Raw genomic sequence first — 21,609 nt, 5'->3', positions numbered from 1 at the left:
TTCAGCGTGCCTCCTTTTTTGCTGCTTTGACGTTGTTCAGGAAGCGGTCGAACAGAAACTCGGTATCCTTGGGGCCGCCGTTTGCTTCCGGGTGGAACTGCACGGTAAAGCAGTTCCACTTCTTGTACTTGATGCCCTCACAGGTGCCGTCGTTGGCGTTCACCTGTGCCACCTCGCCCATCTCGGCGGGCAGCTCGTCGCCCACCACAGCGTAGCCGTGGTTCTGGCTGGTGATGAAGGTGCGGCCGGACTCAAAGTCGGTCACGGGCTGGTTGGCACCGCGGTGGCCGTATTTGAGCTTCATGGTCTTGGCACCGGCTGCCAGAGCACTCAGCTGGTGGCCCAGACAGATGCCGAAGGTGGGGATGTTCAGCTCAAAGATGTGCTTGAGGTTCTCGATGACCTCCACGGGTTCCGCCGGGTCACCGGGACCATTGGACAGCATGATGCCGTCCGGATTCAGAGCTTTGATTTCCTCTGCCGTTGCAAAGGCGGGCATGACCGTCACCTTGCAGCCGCGCTTGACAAGGCAGCGCACAATGTTGCGCTTGCAGCCGTAGTGCATCAGCACGATATGGGTCTCGCCCTGCGGGTTGAACACCTCGGGCTTTTCACAGGTAACATTCTTCACCGCATCGGTGACGGCGTAGGCGCGGATCTGAGCCAGCAAAGCCTCGGTCTCGGCCTTGTTGGCCGGGTCGGCGGGGTCGAAGGTGGTCAGGATGGCACCGTTCATCACACCGCTCTCGCGGATGATGCGGGTCAGGTGGCGGGTGTCGATGCCCTCAATGCCGATGGTGTTGTTCTTTTTCAAAAAGCTGTCCAGCGTTTCCTCGCAGCGCCAGTTGGAAGGGGTGGTGCAGGCCTCGCGCACGATGTAGCCCTTTGCCCAGATGCGGTCGGACTCCATGTCGTCCTTATTCATGCCGTAGTTGCCGATAAGGGGGTAGGTCTGGGTGATGATCTGGCCATAGTAACTGGGGTCGGTCAGGGTCTCCTGAAAGCCCACCATGCCGGTGGCAAAGACCACCTCGCCCACGGTGACGCCCTCGGCACCCACCGACTGGCCGGCAAAGACCATGCCATTTGCCAAAAGAAGATATGCGTTCATAGTTTTCCTCGTTTCAACACATTACAGGGTCTGCTTTGCTTCCTGCTTCATCTTGCGGCTGCCCAGATGCACCAGCGGCAGCTTGCCTTCCTTGCAGATGGGGCACTCTTCCGGTGCGTAGTTGGGCAGATCCAGCTTGAGGGCGCTTGCCACGATGGGAATGGGAGACGGAGCCTCGGGCTTGGTGCGGTCCACCACGCAGGTGATGCCCACGCAGATGCCGCCGTTCTCTTCGATCACGCGCTTGGTCTCCAGAGAGGAGATACCGGTGGTGACCACGTCTTCAGCGATGAGGCACTTCTCACCCGGGTGGATGGCGAAGCGCTTCAGGGTCATCACATTGTCCACGCGCTCGGTAAAGATGGCGCGCTTGCCGGTCTGGCGGGCCAGCTCGTAGGCGTACACGATGCCGCCCATGGCCGGGCCGACGATCACATCCACGTCCATTTCCTTGACCTTATCTGCCACGGTCTTCATGACCTCGGCGCAGCGGTCGGGGTACTGCTGCAGATAAGCCATCTGGCAGTATGCGCTGGAATGGCGGCCGGAGGACAGCAGGAAGTGGCCTTCCAGGAACGCGTCACAGCTCTTCAGGATCTCAAGTGCTTCACTCATTGTACTTCTCCCTCTCTTTTATAAAAATGTCTTTTGAACGGTATTGTACCACGCTTTTGCGTGATTTGCAAATTTATGCAGTGACTTTGTTTTTATGCGTATAAATCAGTATTTTGCTGGTATATCAATTGGATTATTCAGCATTCCGGGCACATCCGCGGATCTCGTCCAGCGTTTTCACGCCGTTCTTGTCCATCCATGCGGCCATCTCGTCGGCAATGGTCTCCATGGCGCGGGGGTTGGCAAAGTTTGCGGCACCCACCTGCACCGCCGCAGCACCGGCCATGATGAACTCCAGTGCGTCACGGCCCGTGGCGATGCCGCCCAGACCCACCACCGGGATGTTCACAGCGCCCACGGCCTGCCACACCATGCGCAGGGCGATGGGACGCACCGCCGGGCCGGACAGGCCCGCAAAGATGTTGTTGAACACCGGGCGGCGCTTTTCCAGATCGATGGCGCAGGCTTGGAAGGTGTTGGTCAGGCTGATGGCGTCCGCGCCGGCGGCTTCCACGGCCTTGCACATCTCAGGGATGTTCTCGGCCTGCGGGCTCAGCTTGACCATCAGGGGCTTTTTGCAGGCAGCGCGCACCATGCGCACCACCTCACCGGCAGCTTCGGCTTTCACGCCGTAGGCCATGCCGCCCACCTTGACGTTTGGGCAGGAGATGTTCAGCTCCACGATGTCCACTGCGCTGTCGCTCAGCATCGCGGCACCTTCCACATACTCTTCCTCGCTGTGGCCGCCAAGGTTGGCAATGGCCACCGTGCCGTACTTCTGCTTCAGTTCCAGCATCTCGGGCAGCTCCACGTCAATGAAGTGCTGCACGCCGGGGTTCTGCAGGCCGATGCTGTTGATGAGGCCGGAGGGGGTCTCCCACAGGCGCTCGCCCTTGTTGCCGTACTGGCCGTGCAGGGTCAGGCCCTTGCCGGAGATGCCGCCGATCTTGGCAAAGTCTGCCAGCTCTTCGTACTCCACACCGTAGCCCACAGTGCCGGATGCGCCGATGACCGGGCTGTTCATCACAAAGCCCAGCAGGTTGGTTTTCAGGTCAGCCATCAGAAGAACACCTCCGTTGCATCAAATACCGGGCCGTTCTTGCACACGCTCTTGCCCTCGCCGCCCCTGGTCTCGCAGGTGCAGCCAAGGCAGGCACCAATGCCGCAGGCCATCTTCTTTTCCATGCTCACAAAGCAGGGGGTGCCCTTCTCGGCACACAGGCGGGCGGCGTTCTTCATCATGACCGTGGGGCCGCACACCAGCACCACGTCGTAGTCGGCGGGGTCGTACAGCTGGGTGACAAAGCCGTGGAAGCCCACCGCGCCGGTGTCGGTAGACACCTTGACAAGGTTTGCGATCTCGCGGTACTCCTCCATGCAGTAGGGGGCATCCCGGAAGCCGAAGAACACATCCGGCTTCACACCTGCCGCTGCCAGTTCACGGGTGAGCTGGAACATGGGCGCGGTGCCGATGCCGCCGCCCACCACAGCGATCTTTTTGTACTTGCTCAGGATGTCCGGCACATCAAAGCCGTTGCCCATAGGGCCGGTGAGCTGGAAGGTATCCTTCATTTTGAGCTGCGCGATCTTTTCCGTGCCCTCGCCCACCACCTGATACAGAAACTCGATGGTGCTGCTGTCCGGGTTCCAGCGGTGCACGCTGATGGGCCGGGACAGGAAGGGGGCTTCGTCTGCGCCCCATGCACGCAGGGTAAAGAACTGGCCTGCGTGGGGTGCGTGATCGCGGTCCGGCCAGACCACCGTCAGCAGGCGGATGTCCGGGGCAATGACCTCATTGCGCAGGACAGTGGCTTCACAGCAGGCTGCACGCATGAGCAATGGCCTCCTTCATATTCACACATTCGTTGTAAGCGGCTTCGTCAAAGGCAGTGCCCGGCTGCTTCTTATAGGCCAGCAGGATGCCGCGGCTGGAGTTGACCACGCCGCCGTTGCCCTTGGTAAGATACTGGGCAATGTCCTCGGCCTTGCCGCCCTGTGCGCCGTAGCCGGGGATCAGGAAGAAGCTGTCCTGATACTTTGCACGGATCTCGGTGGCCTCCTCGATGTGGGTGCCGCCGATGACCAGACCGATGGAGGAGTAGCCGTGCTCGCCCATGTAGTCCTTGCCCAGAGCGTTCAGCTTGTCGCCCACCAGATCGTAGACGTGGCGGCCGTCGGCCAGCTTCTCATACTCAAAGTCCTTGGCACCGCCGTTGGAGGTGCGGCAGAGCACGAACATGCCCTTGCCCTGCTTTTCGGCGTAGGGCAGGTAGGGGCTGATGGAGTCCAGACCCATATAGGGTGCCAGCGTGACGAAATCGCTCTCGAAATCGCCGGTAAAGTGACCCATGGCGTACATCTCGGCGGTCTTGGCAATGTCGCCGCGCTTGATGTCGGCGATCACCGGCACACCGGCCTCACGCACAGCCTTCAGGGTGTCGGCGTAGGCCTTCATGCCCTCAAGACCCAGAGACTCGTAGTAAGCGATCTGCACCTTGTAGCAGCCAGCCACGGCCTTGGTGGCGTCGATGAGCTTCTTGTTGAAGCGCACGATGTTCTCGCCCTTCGTCAGGGTGCTGTCCACGAAGTCCTCGGGCAGGTAGCTGAAATCGGTATCCAGACCTACGCACACCGGGCCGCGGGCTTCCACTGCTTCGTAAAGCTTATCCATGTTGGTCATTGTGGGTTCCTCCTGTTTGCTCTCTTATTGATTCTTATCTTATATAATATTGTTTTTTCAATTCTCTGCCTGATAGGTCAGCTTGCCACCCTTGATGGTGGCGCAGACCTTGCCAAACAGCTGGGCACCATCGAACGGGGTGTTGTGAGATTTGGAGTGCAGCTTGTCCTTGTCCACGGTGTAGGGGGTATCCAGATCTACCAGCACCATGTCGGCATCGTAGCCCGGCTCCAGCTGGCCCTTGGCAAGGCCCAGAATTTCTGCCGGGCGGGTGCTCATCAGGTGCACCAGCACTTCCAGCGGCAGGCCTTCCTGCTTGCAGAGCTTGGTGTAGCAGATGCCGAAAGCGGTCTCACTGCCCACCATACCGGCCATGCCCTTGAGCTTGTCCTCTTCGGAGTGGGGCGCGTGGTCGGTTGCAATGGCATCCACGATGCCGGTGCGGATGCCGTCCACCAGCGCCTGCACATCGTCGGCGGTGCGGATGGGCGGGTTCACACGGTAATCGCAGGTATCATTGGTGAACCACAGGTGGTGCGGGGTCACCTCGCAGGTGACGGGTGCCCCCCGCAGCTTTGCCATCTGGATGGCATCCAGCGCACCGCGGGTGGACACGTGGCACATGTGCAGCTTGGTCTGGTAGTATTCGCTCAGCCAGCAGTTGCGCACCGTCTCGATGTCCTCAGCCAGACGGTAGTCCCACGGGCTGATCTCCATATCCTCGGCGTGGCTCATCACGGTGATATCCTTCTGGGTGCAGATGGCGAAAGCCTTTGCCATGGTGGCATTGTCCTGCACGCCGTGGCCATCCTCGGTGATGAACTTCACACCGGCAGGCAGGGTCTTGAGGTGGTCGATGCTCACACCGTCAAAGTTCTCGGTGATGGAGACGGTCTGGTTCACATCGCACAGGCCTACTTCGGCAGCCTTCTGCTCCACCATGAACGCCTGTGCCGCAGAAGAGCACACCGGCTTTGTGTTGGGCATCAGGTTCACGAAGGTGTAACCGCCGGCGGCTGCGGCGCGGCTGCCGGTCTCGATGTCCTCCTTGTACTCAAAGCCCGGGGTGCGCCAGTGGCAGTGCAGGTCCACAAAGGCGGGCAGCACGGTCAGCCCGCCGGCATCAATGACCGTTTCGTTCTCCCCGGCCAGTGCCTCCAGCTCCTGACCTACAGCAGCGATCCTGCCGTCCTTTACAAAAATCTCAAGCGGTCTTCCTTCGGTGTTCACAGCATTTACAAGCAGCATCGCAGTTCCCTCCTGATTTGCGTTTGTCTGGTTCGGCTTTCCGGTTTACGGGCAAAAAAAAACTTTTCCCCGCAAAGGGAAAAGCTCATTCCACAAAAAAAGGAAACAACGAACCCACGGCAAAACCGGATGCGAACTGCTTGTTCAGTTTGGTGCACATCGCGCTTTTCTGCATGGTGCTGTCTCCTTTTATAAGTCTGGAATCTTTTCATAATATTTTAGCATAGAAGCGCGAAATGTGTCAATGCTTCCGCATATATTTTGTTGCAAAAAGGTTTGCCGCTTCCCTCCCGGAATTTTAGCTACTCTACCCAAAAGCAGTTTTTCCCTGCCAGATTCAGGGTTAGCCATGTCAATTCCTAGCATATTGCTGTACATTCCCGTCCGGGTGTGTTATTATAATATGGTCAAAAGAGTCAGAGGCTGTTTTCATGGCAGAGGCGTGATTTTTATTCAGAGCAGCTTCATCGGAATCAGGAAAGAGAGGGTTTTCCCATGGGTTTGTTGGAGGACGCGCGGAACATCCAGCGCAAGGACCCCGCTGCACGCAACGTGCTGGAGGTCATTTTGCTGTATCCGGGCTTTCACATTCTGGTGTATCACCGCATTGCGCACTGGCTGTACCGGCATAAGCGCTTTTTCCTTGCCCGCTGGGTCAGCCAGCACGGACGCCGCCGCACCGGCATCGAGATCCACCCCGGTGCCACCATCGGCAGATGCCTGTTTATCGACCACGGCATGGGCATCGTGTTCGGTGAGACCTGTGAGATCGGGGACAACTGCACCATCTACCACGGTGTCACTCTGGGCGGCACCGGCAAGGACACCGGCAAGCGCCACCCCACTCTGGGCAACAACGTGCTGATCGGTGCAGGCACCAAGGTCCTTGGCCCGGTGTATATCGGGGACAATTCCCGCATCGGCGCAGGCAGCGTGGTGCTGCGCAATCTGCCCGCCAACTGCACCGCCGTGGGCGTGCCCGCCGAGGTGGTGCGCATCAACAACAAGGCCGTGAACCCGGCGGACGATCTGGATCAGCAGGATCTGCCGGATATCGTAGCCCAGCGCCTGACCGATCTGGACCGCCGTCTCGGCGCGCTGGAAAACGTTGCGCAGGGCGACACCCCGCCCACGGCAGCGCAGATCGCCGCACGACAGAAGTCGTAACCATTTTAATGCCCTCCGCTTGCGCTCTGGGCATTATTCAAGGAATTTATATTTTTTAGAAGCAAGTCGGAAAATCCTGCGGGATTTTCCGACTTGCCTTTTCACTGGAGCGGGCGCAATGAAAAAGTGGCCTGTTTCCCGGCTGTGCGGCTGTTTCCGCAGGAAACAAGCACAGACAGATCAAGTTTCCCTCTTGGACCCTTTCCGTGAAAATGCAACAGCGGACAGCCCGCAGGCTGTCCGCTGTTGCTCTATTATAAGATATTTTTCCGCTGAAGATGCCCAGAGCGAGAGCGGAGGGCATTTTCAATAAGCCCTTTTTCCGCAGCCTTCCCCGGCGCAGAGGGCTTTCACCTTCTGCACCGCAGCGGCCACCAGATCGTTGATGGGCTGCTCCGGCACACCCACGATATAGTTTTCGCAGTGGTTCACCGGGATGAGCACCCGCGTCGCACGGCTCTGGCACACGGCTGTGGCCATGGCGGGGGTGATCTCGCCCAGCAGTGCATCCGCAATAACGATGCCGATGGGCCCCACGATGATATCCGCGCTGCGGCAATTCACCGCCACTGCATTCTCGCCGGTGGCGGCACGCAGGGCACCGGCCTTGCGCATGGCGTTTGCCGCCAGACTGTTGGTGCCCACCGCAGTGAGCCGTGCCTCCGGGCACTGTGTTCTCAGGGCTGCCACCAGCTGTTTGCCAAGGCCCCCGCCCTGCCCGTCGATGACGAGCACATTCATCGGCTGCATCAGAAGTCGATCTCCTCAAGGCGCAGCAGCGCAATGATATAGATCTTTACGGCTTCCAGCAGCTTGTCAATGGGTGCAGCTTCGTTTGCACCGTGCATCGGTCCTCCGAACTCCGGCAGCGGCAGATCCACATGCTCGGGGCCGAAGCTGACAGCATAGGGGAAGTGGCGGGCATAGGTGCCGCCGCCCATGGTGAAGGGCTTGGCGTTCTCGCCGGTCACTTCGTTGTAAGTGTTGATGCAGGCCAGAATGGCGGGGCTGTCGGCTTCAATATAGAAGGGCTCGGCAGCGGTCACATCGCGCAGCTCAGCGCCGTTGCCCAGTGCGGCACGGATCTGCTCGGTCATCTTTTTGCCGTTGGTGCAGGTGGGGAAGCGGCTGTCCATGGTCTGGAAAATGCGGCCATCTTCCATGTAGATGCGGCCGCCGATCACGGTCAGCGGGCCAAAGGGGCCGTCGGCGCAGTTGATGCCCAGACCCTCACCGGCAGTAGAAGCGTGCAGCTTGCGCACAGCCTCCAGATAGGTGCGCTCGGTCTCATTGCACAGGCCGTTGTCCAGCAGATAGTTCACCACCAGACCAATGGCGTTCACGGTGCCCTGCGGCATGGCTGCGTGGCCGGACTTGCCCCAGCCGCGGATGCGCACGCCGTCGCCTTCCGGTTCCAGCGTGATGTTGGGGGCATTCTTCAGCTTGGAGATATCGGTCCTGACCAGCGCACTTGCACGGTCGGGCACGGCGTTGTTTGCCACGCCGCCCTCGATCTCCACGATGACGCCGTTGCACACCGGGCTGACGATCTTGGCACCGAACAGGCCCTTCTCGCCGTTGCACACCGGGAACTCGGCATCCGGGGTGAAGCAGAAAGCGGGAGCCGGGTAGTTCTTGAGGTAGTAGTCCACATCCTGCATGTGGGTCTCCTCGTTGGTGCCTGCCAGTGCGCGGATGGGGTAGCGCAGCTCATAGCCCTGCTCCTTGAGGAACTTCAGGGCATACAGGGTAGCCACCATGGGGCCTTTGTCGTCGGCAACGCCGCGGCCCAGCAGCCAGCCGTCCTGAATGCGCATGGTGAAGGGGTCGGCCGTCCAGCCGTTGCCCACGGGCACCACGTCCACATGGCAGATGGTCGCCAGATACTTTTCAGGGTCCTTGCCGGCCAGCTCTGCATAGCCGATGTAGTTTTCGCAGTTGCGGGTGGCAAAGCCCATGCCCGCAGCCAGCTCCAGCGTCTTGTCCAGCGCTGCACGGGGGCCTGTGCCGAAGGGTGCACCCTCTTCCGGGGTGCCCTCTACGCTGTTGACTGCCACCAGAGCGGCGATATCCTTCAGCAGCTGTTCCTTGTTTTGCGCAATATATGCGTCGATTTTCTGATTCAGTACCTGATCCATGATCTTATCGTTCCTTTCCGTCCGGCAGCTTTGCGCCGCCGGTTCCAAAACACTTTTTTATTTTAGCATACTCGGCGGCAAAATGCCATTGTCAATTGTTGTTCTTTGCCGGAACGCAGTCTTTTTTTCTCAGCCCACCGAGAACAGGGTGCTCAGCGCACCCAGCAGGCCCGCGCTGGCCAGACCCATGATGATGCCCGCCAGCAGCACGCCGCCCATGCAGGCCTTGACCACGTCCTTGAACTTCATATCCAGGATCGAGCCTGCCAGCGTGCCGGTCCACGCGCCGGTGCCCGGCAGCGGGATACCCACGAACAGCAGCAGCGCCACCACAAGGCCGCGGCCCGCCTTGGCTTCCAGTGCGCGGCCGCCTTTCTCGCCCTTGACGATGCAGAACTTGCAGATTGGCCCGATAAGGGGCTTGTGGTAGCCCCAGATCAGGAATTTGCGTGCAAACAGATAGATGAACGGCACCGGGATCATGTTGCCCACCACGCACACCAGATAGGTGGGCAGGATGGGCAGGCCCATGCCAAGCCCGATGGGAATGGCTCCGCGCAGTTCAATGAGCGGCACCATGGAAACAAAAAATACCAGCAGATAGCTTTTGAGCATAGAGTCTCCTTTTTCCTGCTCTTTCCGGGAGAGCAGGCATTTTTTTACAGGTTACAGGTCAATGTCCAGCTCCACCGGGCAGTGGTCTGAGCCGAAGATCTCGTTGTGGATCTCCGCCGCGCGGATCTTATCGGCAATGCGGCGGGACACGATGAAGTAATCGATGCGCCAGCCCGCATTCTTCTCGCGGGCGTGGAAGCGGTAGCTCCACCAGCTGTACTTCACCTCGTCCGGGTGCAACACGCGGAAGCTGTCGGCAAAGCCTGCGTCCAGCAGTTCGGTCATTTTACCGCGCTCCTGATCGGTAAAGCCTGCGCTCATGTGGTTGGTCTTGTCGTTCTTGATGTCGATCTCCCTATGGGCAACATTCAGATCGCCGCACAGGATCACCGGCTTTTTTGCGTCCAGTGCCAGCAGGTAGGCACGGAAGGCATCCTCCCACTCCATGCGGTAGTCCAGACGCTTCAGCCCGTCCTGACTGTTGGGGGTATAGCAGTTCACCAGCCAGAACCCCGGGTATTCCAGCGTGAGCACACGGCCCTCGTGGTCGTGCTGCTCAATGCCGATGCCGGTGGTCACGGACAGCGGCTGCTCACGGCACCAGCAGGCCGTGCCGGAGTAGCCCTTCTTCTCGGCAGAATAGGTATACTCGGTGTAGCCATCCGGCGCAAAATCCGCCTGACCGGGCTGCATCTTGGTCTCCTGCACCGAAAAGATATCGGCATCCAGAGCCGCAAAGCTCTCGGCAAAGCCATGGGTCAGGCAGGCGCGCAGGCCGTTGACGTTCCAGCTGATCAGTTTCATAGGTATACTCCTCTTTATGTTATGCCTGATATTTGGTTTTCCATACACCGCTGCGGAAGCGGAGCACAAAGCATGTCACGCGGCAAACCCAGTCAATGATCATTGCGATCCACACGCCCACAGCGCCCCAGCCCATGCGCACGCACAGCAGGTAGCTGAAGCCCAGCCGCCACACCGCCATGCTCAGGATGGACACGATCATGGTGAACTTCACATCGTTGGCTGCACGCAGGGCGTTGGGCAGCACGAAGGACAGGGTCCACAGCAGGATGGCAAAACCTGCATGGATACGTACCAGCAGCTCAGAAAGCACCATCGTCTCACCGGACAGCGCGTAGATGCCGATGAGCTTGTGCAAAAACAGCAGAATGGCACCGTTGGAAAGACCCATTGCGATGTAAGACCACACCGTCAGTTTGCGGGTATAATAAACAGCCTGCTCGTCGTCCCGCGCACCGATGCAGCGGCCCACCACCGTGATCATAGCAAGGCTGAGGGCCTTGCCGGGGATCACGCCCATGCCGTCCAGATTGTTTGCCACGGCGTTTGCTGCGATCTGCACTGTGCCGAAGGTGGAGATCATGCTCACCACCAGAATGCGTCCAGCCTCAAACAGGCTGTTCTCAAAGGCGGACGGGATGCCGATGCCCAGAATGCGCTTTGTCATCTTTGCATCCAGCCGGGTGGTCTTGGGCACCGTGATGGCATTGCCCTTCTGGTAGCACTTGCGCAGGATAAGGGCCGCTGCCACCACACGAGACAGCACGCTGGGCCATGCAACACCGTCTACGCCCATTTTAAATCCGAAGATGCACACTGCGTTGCCCACAATGTTGATCACGTTCATCAAAAAGCTGATCTGCATGGAGATCTTGGAGTTGCCCATGCTGCGGAACAGTGCCGCACCGCCGTTATACAGTGCCAGAAACGGATAGCTGAGGGCGATCACCTTCAGGTACAGCACGCTGGCATCCAGCACATCGGCATCGATGGCACCGTAGAACAGCCGGATCATCGGCCTTGCAAAAACAAAACAGAATGCCCCCACCAGCAAACCGAATACGCCGCTGAGCAAAAGCAGCTGGCCAGAGCTTGCATCGGCATCCTTCTGCTCCCGCGCACCCAAAAACTGGCTTACCACCACTGCGCCGCCAGTGGCCAGCGCCGCAAACAGCACGATGATGAGGTTGTTGATCATGTCCACAAGGCTGACACCGGAAATGGCCGCTTCGCCGCAGCGGGACACCATCATGGTATCGGCCATACCCACGGTCACTTCCAGCAGCTGCTCCACCAGCAGCGGGCCGGTCAGCAGCAGCAGTTCCTTTTGTGTGAACAGCGGCTTCCGCCCTCCAAAGAGCGGCTTTTTTGTTCCGCTCACCGCCTGATTTTCCATTGATATGCTCCTTTCCCCGTGCCGGGCCATCCCGCTCGGACACATACGCCCACCCCTTCGCAGGGCAGACTTCCCATTGAATGTATTCATCTTAGCACACGGACCGGTTCTTGTAAAGAACTGTCGCATTCTGCGTCTTTTTTGCCGCCGTTCCGGGCCGCACCGGCTCATTTTTATGCTTGTTCGTCAGTTTGCCGGGAACTTCTCGTTGAATTTGTGCGTTTCTCCAAAAATGCGATTTTTCGCACGTTTATTGGTGAAAAATCGAAAAAAGGGCTTGTAATTCTTCCAAAAAAGTGGTATGTTGTATCCAACAAAGGCACTACGTTGGATACATGGGCTTCTACGAGCGGTTCTTCGCTCAGCACAAAACCTTTGTTCTTAAAATTGCTATTTTCTTCATTTACCTTCTTATCATTTACCCTGCCTGCCCCGCAAGGGGCAAGAAAAGCGATGACTCAACCTGCACGAGTCACCGCTTTTTCTTTTTGTCTGTGCTATCGCAGGCCTAACCATTTGAATGCCCTCCGTTTCACTCTGGGCATTTTCAGCGGAAAATTATTTTTTTATTGCAAACAAGCCAGTCCTGCGGAGCTGGCTTGTTTGCTTTTTCACAGAAAAAGTTGCTTCTTGTGCAGAGAGCGGTCGCGTAGGACAGGCTTCATAGCTTTTATAAAAATCATCGCCGCCGGTGACGCTCCGCTGGGCCAGAGGCAGGGAGAGGTGTTTCGAGTCCCCCCTCCCTCCCTCTGGACTCCACCCACCCCGCAACGAGAAAGGGGCTGCTCGCCCCTTTCAGACCCCAAAGAAGTTGGGCTCCATACAAAAAATCCAAGTCGCTCCGCTAAAGGATTTTTTGTGTTCCGCCAATTTTGAGTCGCTTGCGCGACGAAACATAAGGGCAACCGCATATTTTCATGCTGACGCGAATGCTCCCGCAGGGAGCCAGCGTCAGCAAATACCGTTTGCCGTTACGGCCCTTACCGTGAAAAAGCAAATCAGGAAAATCCGCAGATTTTCCTGATTTGCAAATATAAAAATATTTTTCCGCTGATGATGGCGCAGCGCACGCGGAGCCATTTTAAATCTTCAGCCCTTCACAAGTTCCGCAAACGCCTTCCGCACATCGCCAGAGAAATACAGCGTGCCCAGTGCGCACACCGGGCCTTCGCCGCCCAGCTCCACCGCCCGGGCCACGCCCGCTTCAATGGAAGCTGCCGCTTCCGCCCTGCAGCCATAGGCCCGGATGTGTTCTGCCAGCGTTTCGGCAGGCATGGCGCGCGGCGTGTGCGCCGCCACCGTGACGAACCGCACCGCCAGCGGTGCCAGCAGGCTGAGCATCTGGTCCACATCCTTGTCTGCCATGATGCTGACCAGAAAAACGAACTTCTGCCCGGGGAAGCGGTCTCTCAGGCTCTGCACCGTGGCACGCATTCCGTGGGCGTTGTGGCTGCCGTCCAGCAGAAACGCCGGTTCGTGCCGCAGCAGTTCAAAGCGGCCCGGCCAGCTGACCGCTTCAAGACCGGTACGGATGGCGCTTTCCGGAATGTTCCAGCCATGGGCACGCATCACCCGCAGAGCCGTGATAGCCAGCGCCGCATTTCGCGGCTGGTAGCTGCCGATCAGGGGCAGGTGCACATCCGTCAGGCCGTCAAAGTCGAACTCCACCGCGTCAAGGCTGCCGCCCTCGTATTTCAGCCTGCTGAAATCCACCTCAGTCAGCTCGGCATGCTTTTCAGCACAGACGCGGCGGATAACAATATCTGCCTCTGGCACGCCGCCGTAGCTCACCACCGGGCAGCCTTCCTTGATGATCCCCGCCTTGGCGGCGGCAATGTCCGCAAGAGTGGGGCCAAGCTCCTTCACATGATCCATGCCCAGTGCCGTGATGACTGCGCACTCCGGGGCATCAATGACGTTGGTGGAATCCAGCGTGCCGCCAAGGCCCACCTCCAGCACCACGATCTCACATTTCTGCTGGGCAAAATAGAGCATTCCAAGCGCCGTGATGATCTCAAACTCGGTGGGCACATCTTCCATGGCATCGGCGGCGGGCTTTACCTGCTCCACCAGTTTCACCAGCTCTTCATCCGGGATCTGCACGCCGTTGATCTGGATGCGCTCGTTGAAGCGGTTGATGAAGGGCGAGGTGTACAGGCCCACCCGATAGCCCGCGGCCTGCAGGCAGGACGCCATCATGGCGGCGGTGCTGCCCTTGCCGTTGGTGCCTGCAACATGCACGAATCTGAGCTGTTTGTGCGGGTCGCCCAGTGCGGCCAGCAGGGTGCGGGTGCGCGTCAGGCCGGGCTTGTGGCCGGCCCACTGGACCGCGTGGATGTATTCCAGGGTTTGTTCATAGTTCATGGATTTTGCCTCACGATTTAGAATTGTCTCCGCTTCGCTCTGACAATATCAGCGGAAATAGTATTTTTATAATTTGTAAATCCGAAACGACTGCGGTCGTTTCGGATTTACTTTTTTACGGGTAGGGATCGTAACGATTAACTGCATATGCTGCTGTTAGCCTGCGGCTGTCGCGCAGCGACTCTAAATCGGCGTAACACAAAAAATCCTTTAGCGTAGCGGCTTGGATTTTTTGTATGGAGCCCAACTGCTTTGGGATTATCAAGGGCGAGCAGCCCTTGATTCGTGCCTCCCGCGCCTCGAAAGTAGCGGAGACCTTGCCGCGCTGAACACGCGGCATTTGCTTAGCAAACCGGTCTGCGGCTTAAAAGCCCCACTGGGGCTTTCATGCCCTGCGGGCACCGCCGTCCTTTCTGGTACTCTTTTGTGCGTGCAAAAGAGTACATATTCGGCGGCGATGCCTTTTGCAAAAGCCATATAAGCCTGCTCAACGCGACTACACTCTGTGCGGGAAGTTTTTATTTCTTCACCATCTTCATCAGGGTACGGTTCTCCAGCAGGATGCGCAGCAGCACAGTGTTCACCGCAGCCAGGATCAGTGCATTGGGGATGCGCACTGCCAACGTTGCCCACGGGTAGCCGTAGAAGATGCGCAGTGCCAGCGAGGTGATGACCATGGAACCCACAAAGTGTCCCAGCAGCACGCTGATCTGCAGCCGCAGGCCGGTGCGCAGCCCGGGCAGCTTCTGCCATGCAAGCCCCGCCACCAGACCAATGGCACCCGCGCCCAGCGTGATGAGCGGGTTGATGGCGTAGCCTGCCAGCACGCCGCCGATCATATCGGCCACAGCGCCCACGGCAAAGCCGGCACCGGGGCCGAACAGCAGCGCTGCCAGCAGCACCGGCAGGCTGCCCAGATTGAACCGCACAAAGCCGGTGGAGATGCTCAGCACCCGGCTGAACACGATGCTCATTGCCACCAGCAAGGCCAGCATGGTGAGCGTGCGGACGGAATTTTTCGAGTTGTTCATATCAACTGTCCTCCTTGCAAAAGGAATACCGGGCGGGCGGTCTGCACAAACAAAAACGCCCTCCCTGTGACAAACCGCACAAAGGAGGGCGTGAATCCAACAACTTTCACTTCCGGGCGGGACGCAAGCCGTCTCGCCTGCACCCAAGTCCATGCAGCAGCGGGATGCAGACCATGCACCGCGGGTACACCTTCGTCCACAGCACAACTCCCCGTTGATGCGGCACTTAACGCACATGGCCTTACTCTGTTGATGGTTTTATTATAGTCCTTTTGCCACAGCCATGCAACCGCCTGCACAGACAACTTTGCCAAACCACCTCGTCAAATTTTAGCAGTTGTGCATAGCATCTGCCGGGTTTTGGCCTGTGTCCCCTTTTCATTTGCCGCATAACGTGGTAAGATGGGTTTAACCTTAAATATGGAGTCTTCTCCCGGAAAGGAATGTTTCCCGATGAAATTCAACGAAATGACCTATACCCGCCCGGACATCGGTGCCCTGCTGGCCCGGTGCAAAGAGCTGGCCGCAAAGGCCGCTGCCGCACCGGACGGCGATGCCCTTGTCCGGCTCTACTATGAGCAGAGCGAAGCCTTTGCAGAGTACAACACCGCCGCGAACCTTGCCAACATCCACTACACCTGCGACACCCGCGATGAATACTGGAAAGCTGAGCAGGACTTCTTTGATGCCAACGGCCCCGCCGTGACCAACGCCAGCGTGGAGATCAGCCGCGCTTTCCTTGCGAACCCGCATGTAGATGTCCTGACCGCGAAGTTCGGCGCCACCTGTGTGGCCGGTATGAAGAATGCCGTTCTGGGCATGGATGACCGCACCGTGGAGCTGCAGCAGCAGTTCAATGCTCTGGTGAGCCGCTACCAGCAGATCTACGGCGGCGCACTGGTGGAACTGGACGGCAAACAGCTCACCATCCCGCAGCTGGGCCCTTACAAGGAGGATCTGGACCCTGCCGTGCGCCGCGCCGCCTACGAGGCCGAGGCCGGTTATTTTGACGCCCACCGTGCCGAACTGGACGAGCTGTACGGCGAGATCGTGAAGAACCTGAATGCACAGGCCCGGGTGATGGGCTATCACGACTACAGTGAGCTTTCCTATGTGCGCATGAACCGCATCGGCTACGGCCCGGAGGAGATCCGGAAATTCCGCGATCAGGTGGCAAACGATGTGGTGCCCCAGCTGCAAAAGGTGATGGCCCTGCGTGCAAAGCGCACCGGCATTGCCCGCCCCACCTTCACCGATCTGCCCATCATGTTCAAGGACGGCAATCCCAAGCCCATTCCCGGCTACAAAGCCCGTATGGATGCCGCCCGCACCATGTACCATGAGCTTAGCCCGGAAACCGCCGAGTTCATCGACTTTATGCAGGACAACGAGCTGTTCGATGTGGAGAGCCGCCCCGGCAAGATGTCCGGCGGCTACATGACCAGCCTGCCCAGCTACAAGGCCCCCTTCATTTTTGCCAACTGGAACAACACCTCCGGCGATGTGGACGTGCTGACCCACGAGTGCGGCCACGCCTTTGAGGGCTATGTGGCCGAGCGTGATCCCGAAGTGCCCGCCGATCTGGAATGCCCCGGCATGGAGAGCGCCGAGATCCACTCCATGGCCATGGAGTTCCTGACCGCACCGTGGCATCATCTGCTCTTCGGCCGGGATACCGACAAATACGCCCTGCTCCACGCTGAGGACAGTTTTGTGTTCCTTGCTTACGGATGCGAAGTGGACGAGTTCCAGCACATCATGTACCAGAACCCGGACCTGACCCCCGATGAACGCAATGCCGAGTGGCTCAAGCTGGAAAAGAAGTACCGCCCGTGGATCGATTTTGCCGGTCTTCCCTTCTATGGCCGCGGTGCAGGCTGGCAGCGTCAGCTGCACATTTATGAGTGCCCCTTCTACTATATCGACTACTGCCTGTCCACCATGGCCGCACTGCAGTTCTTCCTGCTGAGCCTGACCGACCACAAGGACGCATGGCAGCGCTATCTGCGCCTTGTGCGCCGTGCAGGCATGGCCAGCTACACCGAGCTGCTGGAGACTGCCGGGCTGAAAGTTCCCTTTGAGGAGGGCAGCATCAAGGGCATTGCCCAGCAGATGACCGACTGGCTGGAGACCCATCAGGTATAAGAAGCCGTTTTCATCCGCACCGCACCCCGTCTGAATGGTCGTTTTGATGCATCTGAGGGGCGATTCATGCCGTTTTGCTGTCAGGAGCCGTAAAATTTGGTATGCTCTGGACAGAGAAAAAGCGTTTCTGTGAAGCGAAAGGAGATCCTTATGAAACTGACCGGACTGTTCAAGCGCGGTGCCGCCTGCCTGTGCACCGCCGCCATCCTGATGGGCGGCGTCTCCGCCTTTGCCCTGAGCCCTGCTCTTCCGGACGAGCCTGCCCCGGCAGAGCTTTCTGTGACCAATGCGGTGTCGGAGGCGCAGCTGCGCTCTGCCCTGTCCAAGCTCACTGTCACCTATGACAGCGAGGCCGAGGGCTGGCAGATCGATTCTCCCTACGAGGAGGCCAGCATGGAAAAGGCCTCCTGCGGTCTGTACCCCTACCTGTTCGTTACCAACGATGATCCCACCGTGTATCTCAGTCTGGGCATGACCTACTTCGGCAATAAAAAGCTGGACATGAAATCTGTTCGGGTAGAGACCGAGGATAACTACTACGACTTCACCTGTGATGAAGAGTTCATCGGCGGCTACGACAATGACCTCAAGGCATGGTTTGACTATGAGCTGTTCGATATGGACGACGAGACCAGCTGGCTGAACGAGTGGCTTGCCGCCAAGAGCGTCACTGCCACCTTTACCGGCAAGGACGGCTCCACCAAGACCTACACCCTGACCAAGGACAACCTGCAGGCCATCCGCGACATCCTGAATGCCTACGACACCCTGCTCGGTTCCGACGTTTCCACTGCCCGCGTTGTGCTGCGCAGCCTTGTAAAGTAAACATTATCTGCTTACAGCAAAAGCCCCCGGAACGGTAATCCGTTCCGGGGGCTTTCTATTGCCTTATTCAGTTTAGGCAGAACTTCTTACAGGTTGAAGTAGCGCTTTGCGTTGTCGAAGCAGATGCCCTTGACGATCTTCTCCAGAGCCTTCTCGTCGTTGGGATACTCGCCATCCTCGACCCACTGGCCGATGATGTTGCACAGGATGCGGCGGAAGTAGTCATGACGGGTGTAGCTCAGGAAGCTGCGGCTGTCGGTCAGCATGCCAACGAAGTTGCCCAGCAGGCCCAGGCTTGCCAGGCGGGTCATCTGCTCTTCCATGCCGATCTTGTGGTCATTGAACCACCATGCGGAGCCGTGCTGGATCTTGCCCGGCACCTCGCTGTTCTGGAAGCAGCCCAGAATGGTGCCGATCTGTGCGTCGTCGGCGGGGTTCAGGCTGTAGATGATGGTCTTGGGGCACTCGTCGGTGTCGTTCAGGGCGCTCAGCAGGCTTGCGATCTCGCCGCCGCAGGTAGCGGTGTTAATCATATCATAGCCGGTGTCGGGTCCCAGCAGAGCGTTCATCTTGCGGTTCACGCCGCGCAGGCAGTTGTAGTGGATCTGCATGGCGATGCCCAGACGGTGATACTGCTTGCCCAGATGGATCAGGATGTAGGTCTGGTACTTCTCAGCCTCTTCCACGGTGCAGGTCTCGCCGGCCATCACCTTCTGGTAGATGGCGTTGACCTCTTCCTTGGTGGCCTCACGGTAGGGGATGTAATCCAGACCGTGGTCAGAAGCGCGGCAGCCCATCTCGGCAAAGAACTCGATGCGCTTGGTCAGGGCATCGGTGACGCAGTCGATGCAGGCCAGCTTTTCCTTGCCCACAACAGCGGCCAGCTTGCCCATGTACTCGGCAAAGCCGGGCTTGTTGATGTTGATGGCCTTATCGGGGCGGAAGGAAGGAGCCACGGTGAACTTGATGGTGGGATCTTCCTTGATCTTCTTGTGCCAGTACAGATCATCGATGGGGTCATCGGTGGTGCCGATGAAGGCAACGTTGGACTGCTCGATCAGGCCGCGGACAGTCAGCTTGGGATCATGCTGCAGCTTGTCGTTGCACAGGTTCCAGACTTCCTCAGCGGTATCGCCGTTCAGCACGCCGTCGTAGCCGAAGAACACATGCAGCTCCAGATTGGTCCAGTGGTACATCGGGTTGCCGATGGCCATGGGCAGAGCCTCTGCAAACTTCTGGAAGCGCTCGCGGTCGGGCTTATCACCGGTAATGTACTCCTCGGGCACACCGTTGGAACGCATCACGCGCCACTTATAATGATCGCCGAAGTAGCTGCCGTCCGGGTTGCGGCCGCCCAGCCATACCTGAGCGATGTTCTCAAAGCGGCGGTTCTCGTAGATCTCACGGGGAGGGATGTGGCAGTGGTAGTCGCAGATAGGCATATCCGCAGCGTAGTCGTGGTACAGATGCTGAGCAGTGGGAGACTGGAGCATGAATTCCTTATCCATAAATGCTTTCATGGGTCGATAACTCCTTTTCTCTGGTGGTTTTTGTTAAAAATCCGTCAAACCTTGTGTACAACGGGACGCCCGCCTGCACGGGCAGGTTTGTCTTACCTTTAGTATAACGGAAAACGCGCATGTATACAACTGAAAAAGTGACAAATTTTCTAGCACACAATTGTGCTTTTCGCTGGAAATGCCCCAAATCGTCACCTTAAGGCTAAAAATATTGCACAAAGCTCTTGACTTATTTGTATACAACAGCATAAAATAGGGTAAGGAGCAGAGGGCAGACAAAGAGGCTCTCTGATAAGCAAAGCAAGTTTATAAAGGAGATCAACAAGATGGAAACTTTGAACTACAAGGTTCTGGAAGGCACCGGCTATAACGGCTACATCCTGAAGGATGCACCCGTCAAGGTCATGCAGTTTGGCGAGGGCAACTTCCTGCGTGCTTTCGTGGATTACTTCTATGACATCGCAAACGAGAAGGCCGGCTACAACGGCAAGGTCAAGCTGGTGCAGCCCATCAGCAACTTCCCCCAGATGGCAGACTGGATCAACGAGCAGGAAGGCCTGTACACCCTGTACCTGCGCGGCAGTGAGAAGGGCCAGAAGGTCGATGCAAAGCGCGTGATCTCCTGCGTGTCCGACTGTGTGTGCCCCTACATCGACGGCAAGTGGGACGAAGTGCTGGAACTGGCACGTTCTGCCGATCTGGAGACCATCGTTTCCAACACCACTGAGGCCGGCATCGCCTACACGCAGGGCGACAGCCAGTTCGATCAGGTTCCTCCCAACAGCTTCCCCGCAAAGCTGACCCGCGTGCTGTTCGAGCGCTACAAGGCATTCAACGGCGCTGCTGACAAGGGTCTGGCCATCCTGTCCTGCGAGCTGATCGACAACAACGGCAAGGAGCTGCAGAAGTGCTGCAACAACTACGCCAAGGACTGGAATCTGGAGCCTGCCTTCATCGACTGGATGAACAACGCAAACACCTTCTGCTCCACTCTGGTGGACCGCATCGTTCCGGGCCGCATCCGCGATCCCAAGGAACTGGCTGCCATGGAAGAGGCCAACGGCTACCATGATGCCGCTCTGGACGTGGGCGAAGTGTTCGGCGTGTGGGTCATCGAAGGCCCCGCTGAGCTGGAGGACAAGCTGCCGTTCAAGAAGGCCGGCGTGAACGTCATGGTCGTGCCCGATGTTACCCCCTACAAGAAGCGCAAGGTCCGCATCCTGAACGGTGCACACACCGGCTTCGTTCTGGGCGCATATCTGGCCGGCTTCGACATTGTGCGTGACTGCATGCACAATGACACCATCCGCGGCTTCATGAACAAGATGCTGCACGAGGAGATCATCCCCACCCTGCCGCTGGACAAGAAGGATCTGGAAGAGTTTGCTTCTGCTGTTGAGGACCGCTTCAACAACCCCTTCGTCAACCACGAGCTGATGAGCATCTCCCTGAACTCCACCTCCAAGTGGAAGGCCCGCAACATGCCTTCCTTCCTGGCTTACATTGAGGAGCAGAAGCAGCTGCCCAAGTGCCTGACCATGTCTCTGGCAGCCTACATTGCCTTCTATTCCAGCGACATTCAGGAGCGCACCGCCGACGGCCTGATCTGCAAGCGCCCTGCCGGCAACACCTACAAGATCCAGGATGACGCATGGGCTCTGGACTTCTACTATGCACACAAGGACGACACCGCAGCCCAGCTGGTGCACGCTGTACTGACCAACACCCAGATGTGGGATCAGGATCTGACCAAGATCGAGGGTCTCGAGGCCGCTGTTCTGGCTGATCTGGAAATGATCCGCACTCAGGGTGCCGAGGCTGCTTACAAGAGCTGCCTGTAAGCCTGATTGTTTAAAAGAAACATTGCTTTGAGGTGTGAACCCTCTCAGTCCGCTTCGCGTCCAGCTCCCCCGAGGGGGGAGCTTTTGCGGAAACGTAAAGTTTTCATCG

At 58.2% G+C, this 21,609-nt stretch carries 20 protein-coding genes and 1 riboswitch; of the genes, 5 read left to right on the top strand and 15 right to left on the bottom strand.

The genetic code is table 11. The annotated features are described in order from the left end of the window. Position 1: 1 nt before the first annotated feature. The 7 genes from DWY76_RS07200 to DWY76_RS13995 all read right to left on the bottom strand — a co-directional run bounded on the left by DWY76_RS07200 (position 2) and on the right by DWY76_RS13995 (position 6,005). Positions 2-1,111, bottom strand: a complete 1,110-nt coding sequence (locus tag DWY76_RS07200; RefSeq protein ID WP_120080633.1) for a carbamoyl phosphate synthase small subunit — start codon at positions 1,109-1,111, stop codon at positions 2-4. A 21-nt stretch (positions 1,112-1,132) separates the two neighbouring features. Beyond that, positions 1,133-1,726, bottom strand: a complete 594-nt coding sequence (pyrE, locus tag DWY76_RS07195; RefSeq protein WP_005944207.1) for an orotate phosphoribosyltransferase — start codon at positions 1,724-1,726, stop codon at positions 1,133-1,135. Between the two features lie 133 nt (positions 1,727-1,859). Continuing rightward, positions 1,860-2,786, bottom strand: a complete 927-nt coding sequence (locus DWY76_RS07190) for a dihydroorotate dehydrogenase (protein ID WP_005944201.1) — start codon at positions 2,784-2,786, stop codon at positions 1,860-1,862. After that, positions 2,786-3,559: a dihydroorotate dehydrogenase electron transfer subunit gene (locus tag DWY76_RS07185; protein ID WP_005944199.1), complete on the bottom strand. Its 774-nt coding sequence runs from the start codon at positions 3,557-3,559 to the stop codon at positions 2,786-2,788. Before DWY76_RS07185 ends, DWY76_RS07190 begins: the two co-directional genes overlap by 1 nt. After that, positions 3,540-4,406: an orotidine-5'-phosphate decarboxylase gene (pyrF, locus tag DWY76_RS07180; RefSeq protein ID WP_120020757.1), complete on the bottom strand. Its 867-nt coding sequence runs from the start codon at positions 4,404-4,406 to the stop codon at positions 3,540-3,542. Before pyrF ends, DWY76_RS07185 begins: the two co-directional genes overlap by 20 nt. 57 nt (positions 4,407-4,463) lie before the next feature. Beyond that, complete coding sequence (locus DWY76_RS07175) at positions 4,464-5,654, bottom strand: dihydroorotase (protein ID WP_120080631.1); 1,191 nt, start codon at positions 5,652-5,654, stop codon at positions 4,464-4,466. Positions 5,655-5,843: 189 nt separating this feature from the next. Further along, a complete protein-coding gene (locus DWY76_RS13995) occupies positions 5,844-6,005 on the bottom strand; it encodes a hypothetical protein (protein WP_165852587.1) in 162 nt (53 codons plus the stop codon). A 144-nt stretch (positions 6,006-6,149) separates the two neighbouring features. Here DWY76_RS13995 and epsC point away from each other — a divergent pair, with 144 nt between their 5' ends. Beyond that, positions 6,150-6,821: a serine O-acetyltransferase EpsC gene (gene epsC / locus DWY76_RS07170; RefSeq protein ID WP_120080629.1), complete on the top strand. Its 672-nt coding sequence runs from the start codon at positions 6,150-6,152 to the stop codon at positions 6,819-6,821. A gap of 306 nt (positions 6,822-7,127) precedes the next feature. Here epsC and DWY76_RS07165 read toward each other — a convergent pair whose 3' ends face one another. The 5 genes from DWY76_RS07165 to DWY76_RS07145 form a co-directional block, all read right to left on the bottom strand. Continuing rightward, complete coding sequence (locus tag DWY76_RS07165; RefSeq protein ID WP_120080652.1) at positions 7,128-7,562, bottom strand: DUF3842 family protein; 435 nt, start codon at positions 7,560-7,562, stop codon at positions 7,128-7,130. 8 nt (positions 7,563-7,570) lie between these two features. Further along, positions 7,571-8,959 (bottom strand): Sapep family Mn(2+)-dependent dipeptidase, encoded by a 1,389-nt coding sequence (locus DWY76_RS07160; RefSeq protein WP_120080627.1) that lies wholly within the window; start codon positions 8,957-8,959, stop codon positions 7,571-7,573. A 129-nt stretch (positions 8,960-9,088) separates the two neighbouring features. After that, the gene (locus DWY76_RS07155; RefSeq protein ID WP_005944184.1) at positions 9,089-9,574 is read right to left on the bottom strand and encodes a small multi-drug export protein; all 486 of its coding nucleotides are present in this window, start codon (positions 9,572-9,574) and stop codon (positions 9,089-9,091) included. Positions 9,575-9,625: 51 nt separating this feature from the next. Next, on the bottom strand, positions 9,626-10,378 hold the full coding sequence (locus DWY76_RS07150) for an exodeoxyribonuclease III (protein WP_005944181.1): 753 nt from the start codon (positions 10,376-10,378) through the stop codon (positions 9,626-9,628). Between the two features lie 19 nt (positions 10,379-10,397). Continuing rightward, complete coding sequence (locus DWY76_RS07145) at positions 10,398-11,774, bottom strand: MATE family efflux transporter (RefSeq protein WP_120080625.1); 1,377 nt, start codon at positions 11,772-11,774, stop codon at positions 10,398-10,400. Between the two features lie 141 nt (positions 11,775-11,915). Between DWY76_RS07145 and DWY76_RS13820 the strand changes: the two genes are divergently transcribed. After that, positions 11,916-12,650, top strand: coding sequence for a hypothetical protein (locus DWY76_RS13820; RefSeq protein WP_165852586.1), 735 nt, complete (start codon positions 11,916-11,918; stop codon positions 12,648-12,650). Between the two features lie 213 nt (positions 12,651-12,863). Here DWY76_RS13820 and DWY76_RS07140 read toward each other — a convergent pair whose 3' ends face one another. Next, the gene (locus DWY76_RS07140; RefSeq protein WP_120080623.1) at positions 12,864-14,138 is read right to left on the bottom strand and encodes a folylpolyglutamate synthase/dihydrofolate synthase family protein; all 1,275 of its coding nucleotides are present in this window, start codon (positions 14,136-14,138) and stop codon (positions 12,864-12,866) included. Between the two features lie 518 nt (positions 14,139-14,656). Further along, complete coding sequence (locus tag DWY76_RS07130) at positions 14,657-15,169, bottom strand: folate family ECF transporter S component (RefSeq protein ID WP_097781364.1); 513 nt, start codon at positions 15,167-15,169, stop codon at positions 14,657-14,659. A 155-nt stretch (positions 15,170-15,324) separates the two neighbouring features. Continuing rightward, positions 15,325-15,420, bottom strand: a riboswitch (THF riboswitch). Between the two features lie 202 nt (positions 15,421-15,622). Between DWY76_RS07130 and DWY76_RS07125 the strand changes: the two genes are divergently transcribed. Then, positions 15,623-17,314: a M3 family oligoendopeptidase gene (locus DWY76_RS07125; RefSeq protein WP_120080619.1), complete on the top strand. Its 1,692-nt coding sequence runs from the start codon at positions 15,623-15,625 to the stop codon at positions 17,312-17,314. Positions 17,315-17,464: 150 nt separating this feature from the next. Further along, a complete protein-coding gene (locus tag DWY76_RS07120; RefSeq protein WP_242961833.1) occupies positions 17,465-18,139 on the top strand; it encodes a hypothetical protein in 675 nt (224 codons plus the stop codon). Positions 18,140-18,225: 86 nt separating this feature from the next. Here the strand turns inward: DWY76_RS07120 and uxaC are convergent, their stop codons facing one another. Continuing rightward, complete coding sequence (gene uxaC, locus DWY76_RS07115; RefSeq protein ID WP_120080617.1) at positions 18,226-19,659, bottom strand: glucuronate isomerase; 1,434 nt, start codon at positions 19,657-19,659, stop codon at positions 18,226-18,228. Between the two features lie 326 nt (positions 19,660-19,985). Between uxaC and DWY76_RS07110 the strand changes: the two genes are divergently transcribed. Next, a complete protein-coding gene (locus tag DWY76_RS07110) occupies positions 19,986-21,500 on the top strand; it encodes a tagaturonate reductase (protein WP_120080615.1) in 1,515 nt (504 codons plus the stop codon). Positions 21,501-21,609: the final 109 nt, after the last annotated feature.

Source organism: Faecalibacterium sp. AF27-11BH, from assembly GCF_003603005.1.
GTDB lineage: Bacteria > Bacillota > Clostridia > Oscillospirales > Ruminococcaceae > Faecalibacterium > Faecalibacterium taiwanense.
The sequence above is the reverse complement of the archived record's forward strand: the minus strand, read 5'-3'. Positions and strand labels throughout refer to the sequence as shown.

Bases quoted from the DNA above. Each gene is read 5' to 3' on its own strand.
- DWY76_RS07200 (WP_120080633.1), bottom strand. From the start codon at position 1,111: ATGAACGCATATCTTCTTTTGGCAAATGGCATGGTCTTTGCCGGCCAG.
- pyrE (WP_005944207.1), bottom strand. From the start codon at position 1,726: ATGAGTGAAGCACTTGAGATCCTGAAGAGCTGTGACGCGTTCCTGGAA.
- DWY76_RS07190 (WP_005944201.1), bottom strand. From the start codon at position 2,786: ATGGCTGACCTGAAAACCAACCTGCTGGGCTTTGTGATGAACAGCCCG.
- DWY76_RS07185 (WP_005944199.1), bottom strand. From the start codon at position 3,559: ATGCGTGCAGCCTGCTGTGAAGCCACTGTCCTGCGCAATGAGGTCATT.
- pyrF (WP_120020757.1), bottom strand. From the start codon at position 4,406: ATGACCAACATGGATAAGCTTTACGAAGCAGTGGAAGCCCGCGGCCCG.
- DWY76_RS07175 (WP_120080631.1), bottom strand. From the start codon at position 5,654: ATGCTGCTTGTAAATGCTGTGAACACCGAAGGAAGACCGCTTGAGATT.
- DWY76_RS13995 (WP_165852587.1), bottom strand. From the start codon at position 6,005: ATGGCTAACCCTGAATCTGGCAGGGAAAAACTGCTTTTGGGTAGAGTA.
- epsC (WP_120080629.1), top strand. From the start codon at position 6,150: ATGGGTTTGTTGGAGGACGCGCGGAACATCCAGCGCAAGGACCCCGCT.
- DWY76_RS07165 (WP_120080652.1), bottom strand. From the start codon at position 7,562: ATGAATGTGCTCGTCATCGACGGGCAGGGCGGGGGCCTTGGCAAACAG.
- DWY76_RS07160 (WP_120080627.1), bottom strand. From the start codon at position 8,959: ATGGATCAGGTACTGAATCAGAAAATCGACGCATATATTGCGCAAAAC.
- DWY76_RS07155 (WP_005944184.1), bottom strand. From the start codon at position 9,574: ATGCTCAAAAGCTATCTGCTGGTATTTTTTGTTTCCATGGTGCCGCTC.
- DWY76_RS07150 (WP_005944181.1), bottom strand. From the start codon at position 10,378: ATGAAACTGATCAGCTGGAACGTCAACGGCCTGCGCGCCTGCCTGACC.
- DWY76_RS07145 (WP_120080625.1), bottom strand. From the start codon at position 11,774: ATGGAAAATCAGGCGGTGAGCGGAACAAAAAAGCCGCTCTTTGGAGGG.
- DWY76_RS07140 (WP_120080623.1), bottom strand. From the start codon at position 14,138: ATGAACTATGAACAAACCCTGGAATACATCCACGCGGTCCAGTGGGCC.
- DWY76_RS07130 (WP_097781364.1), bottom strand. From the start codon at position 15,169: ATGAACAACTCGAAAAATTCCGTCCGCACGCTCACCATGCTGGCCTTG.
- DWY76_RS07125 (WP_120080619.1), top strand. From the start codon at position 15,623: ATGAAATTCAACGAAATGACCTATACCCGCCCGGACATCGGTGCCCTG.
- DWY76_RS07120 (WP_242961833.1), top strand. From the start codon at position 17,465: ATGAAACTGACCGGACTGTTCAAGCGCGGTGCCGCCTGCCTGTGCACC.
- uxaC (WP_120080617.1), bottom strand. From the start codon at position 19,659: ATGAAAGCATTTATGGATAAGGAATTCATGCTCCAGTCTCCCACTGCT.
- DWY76_RS07110 (WP_120080615.1), top strand. From the start codon at position 19,986: ATGGAAACTTTGAACTACAAGGTTCTGGAAGGCACCGGCTATAACGGC.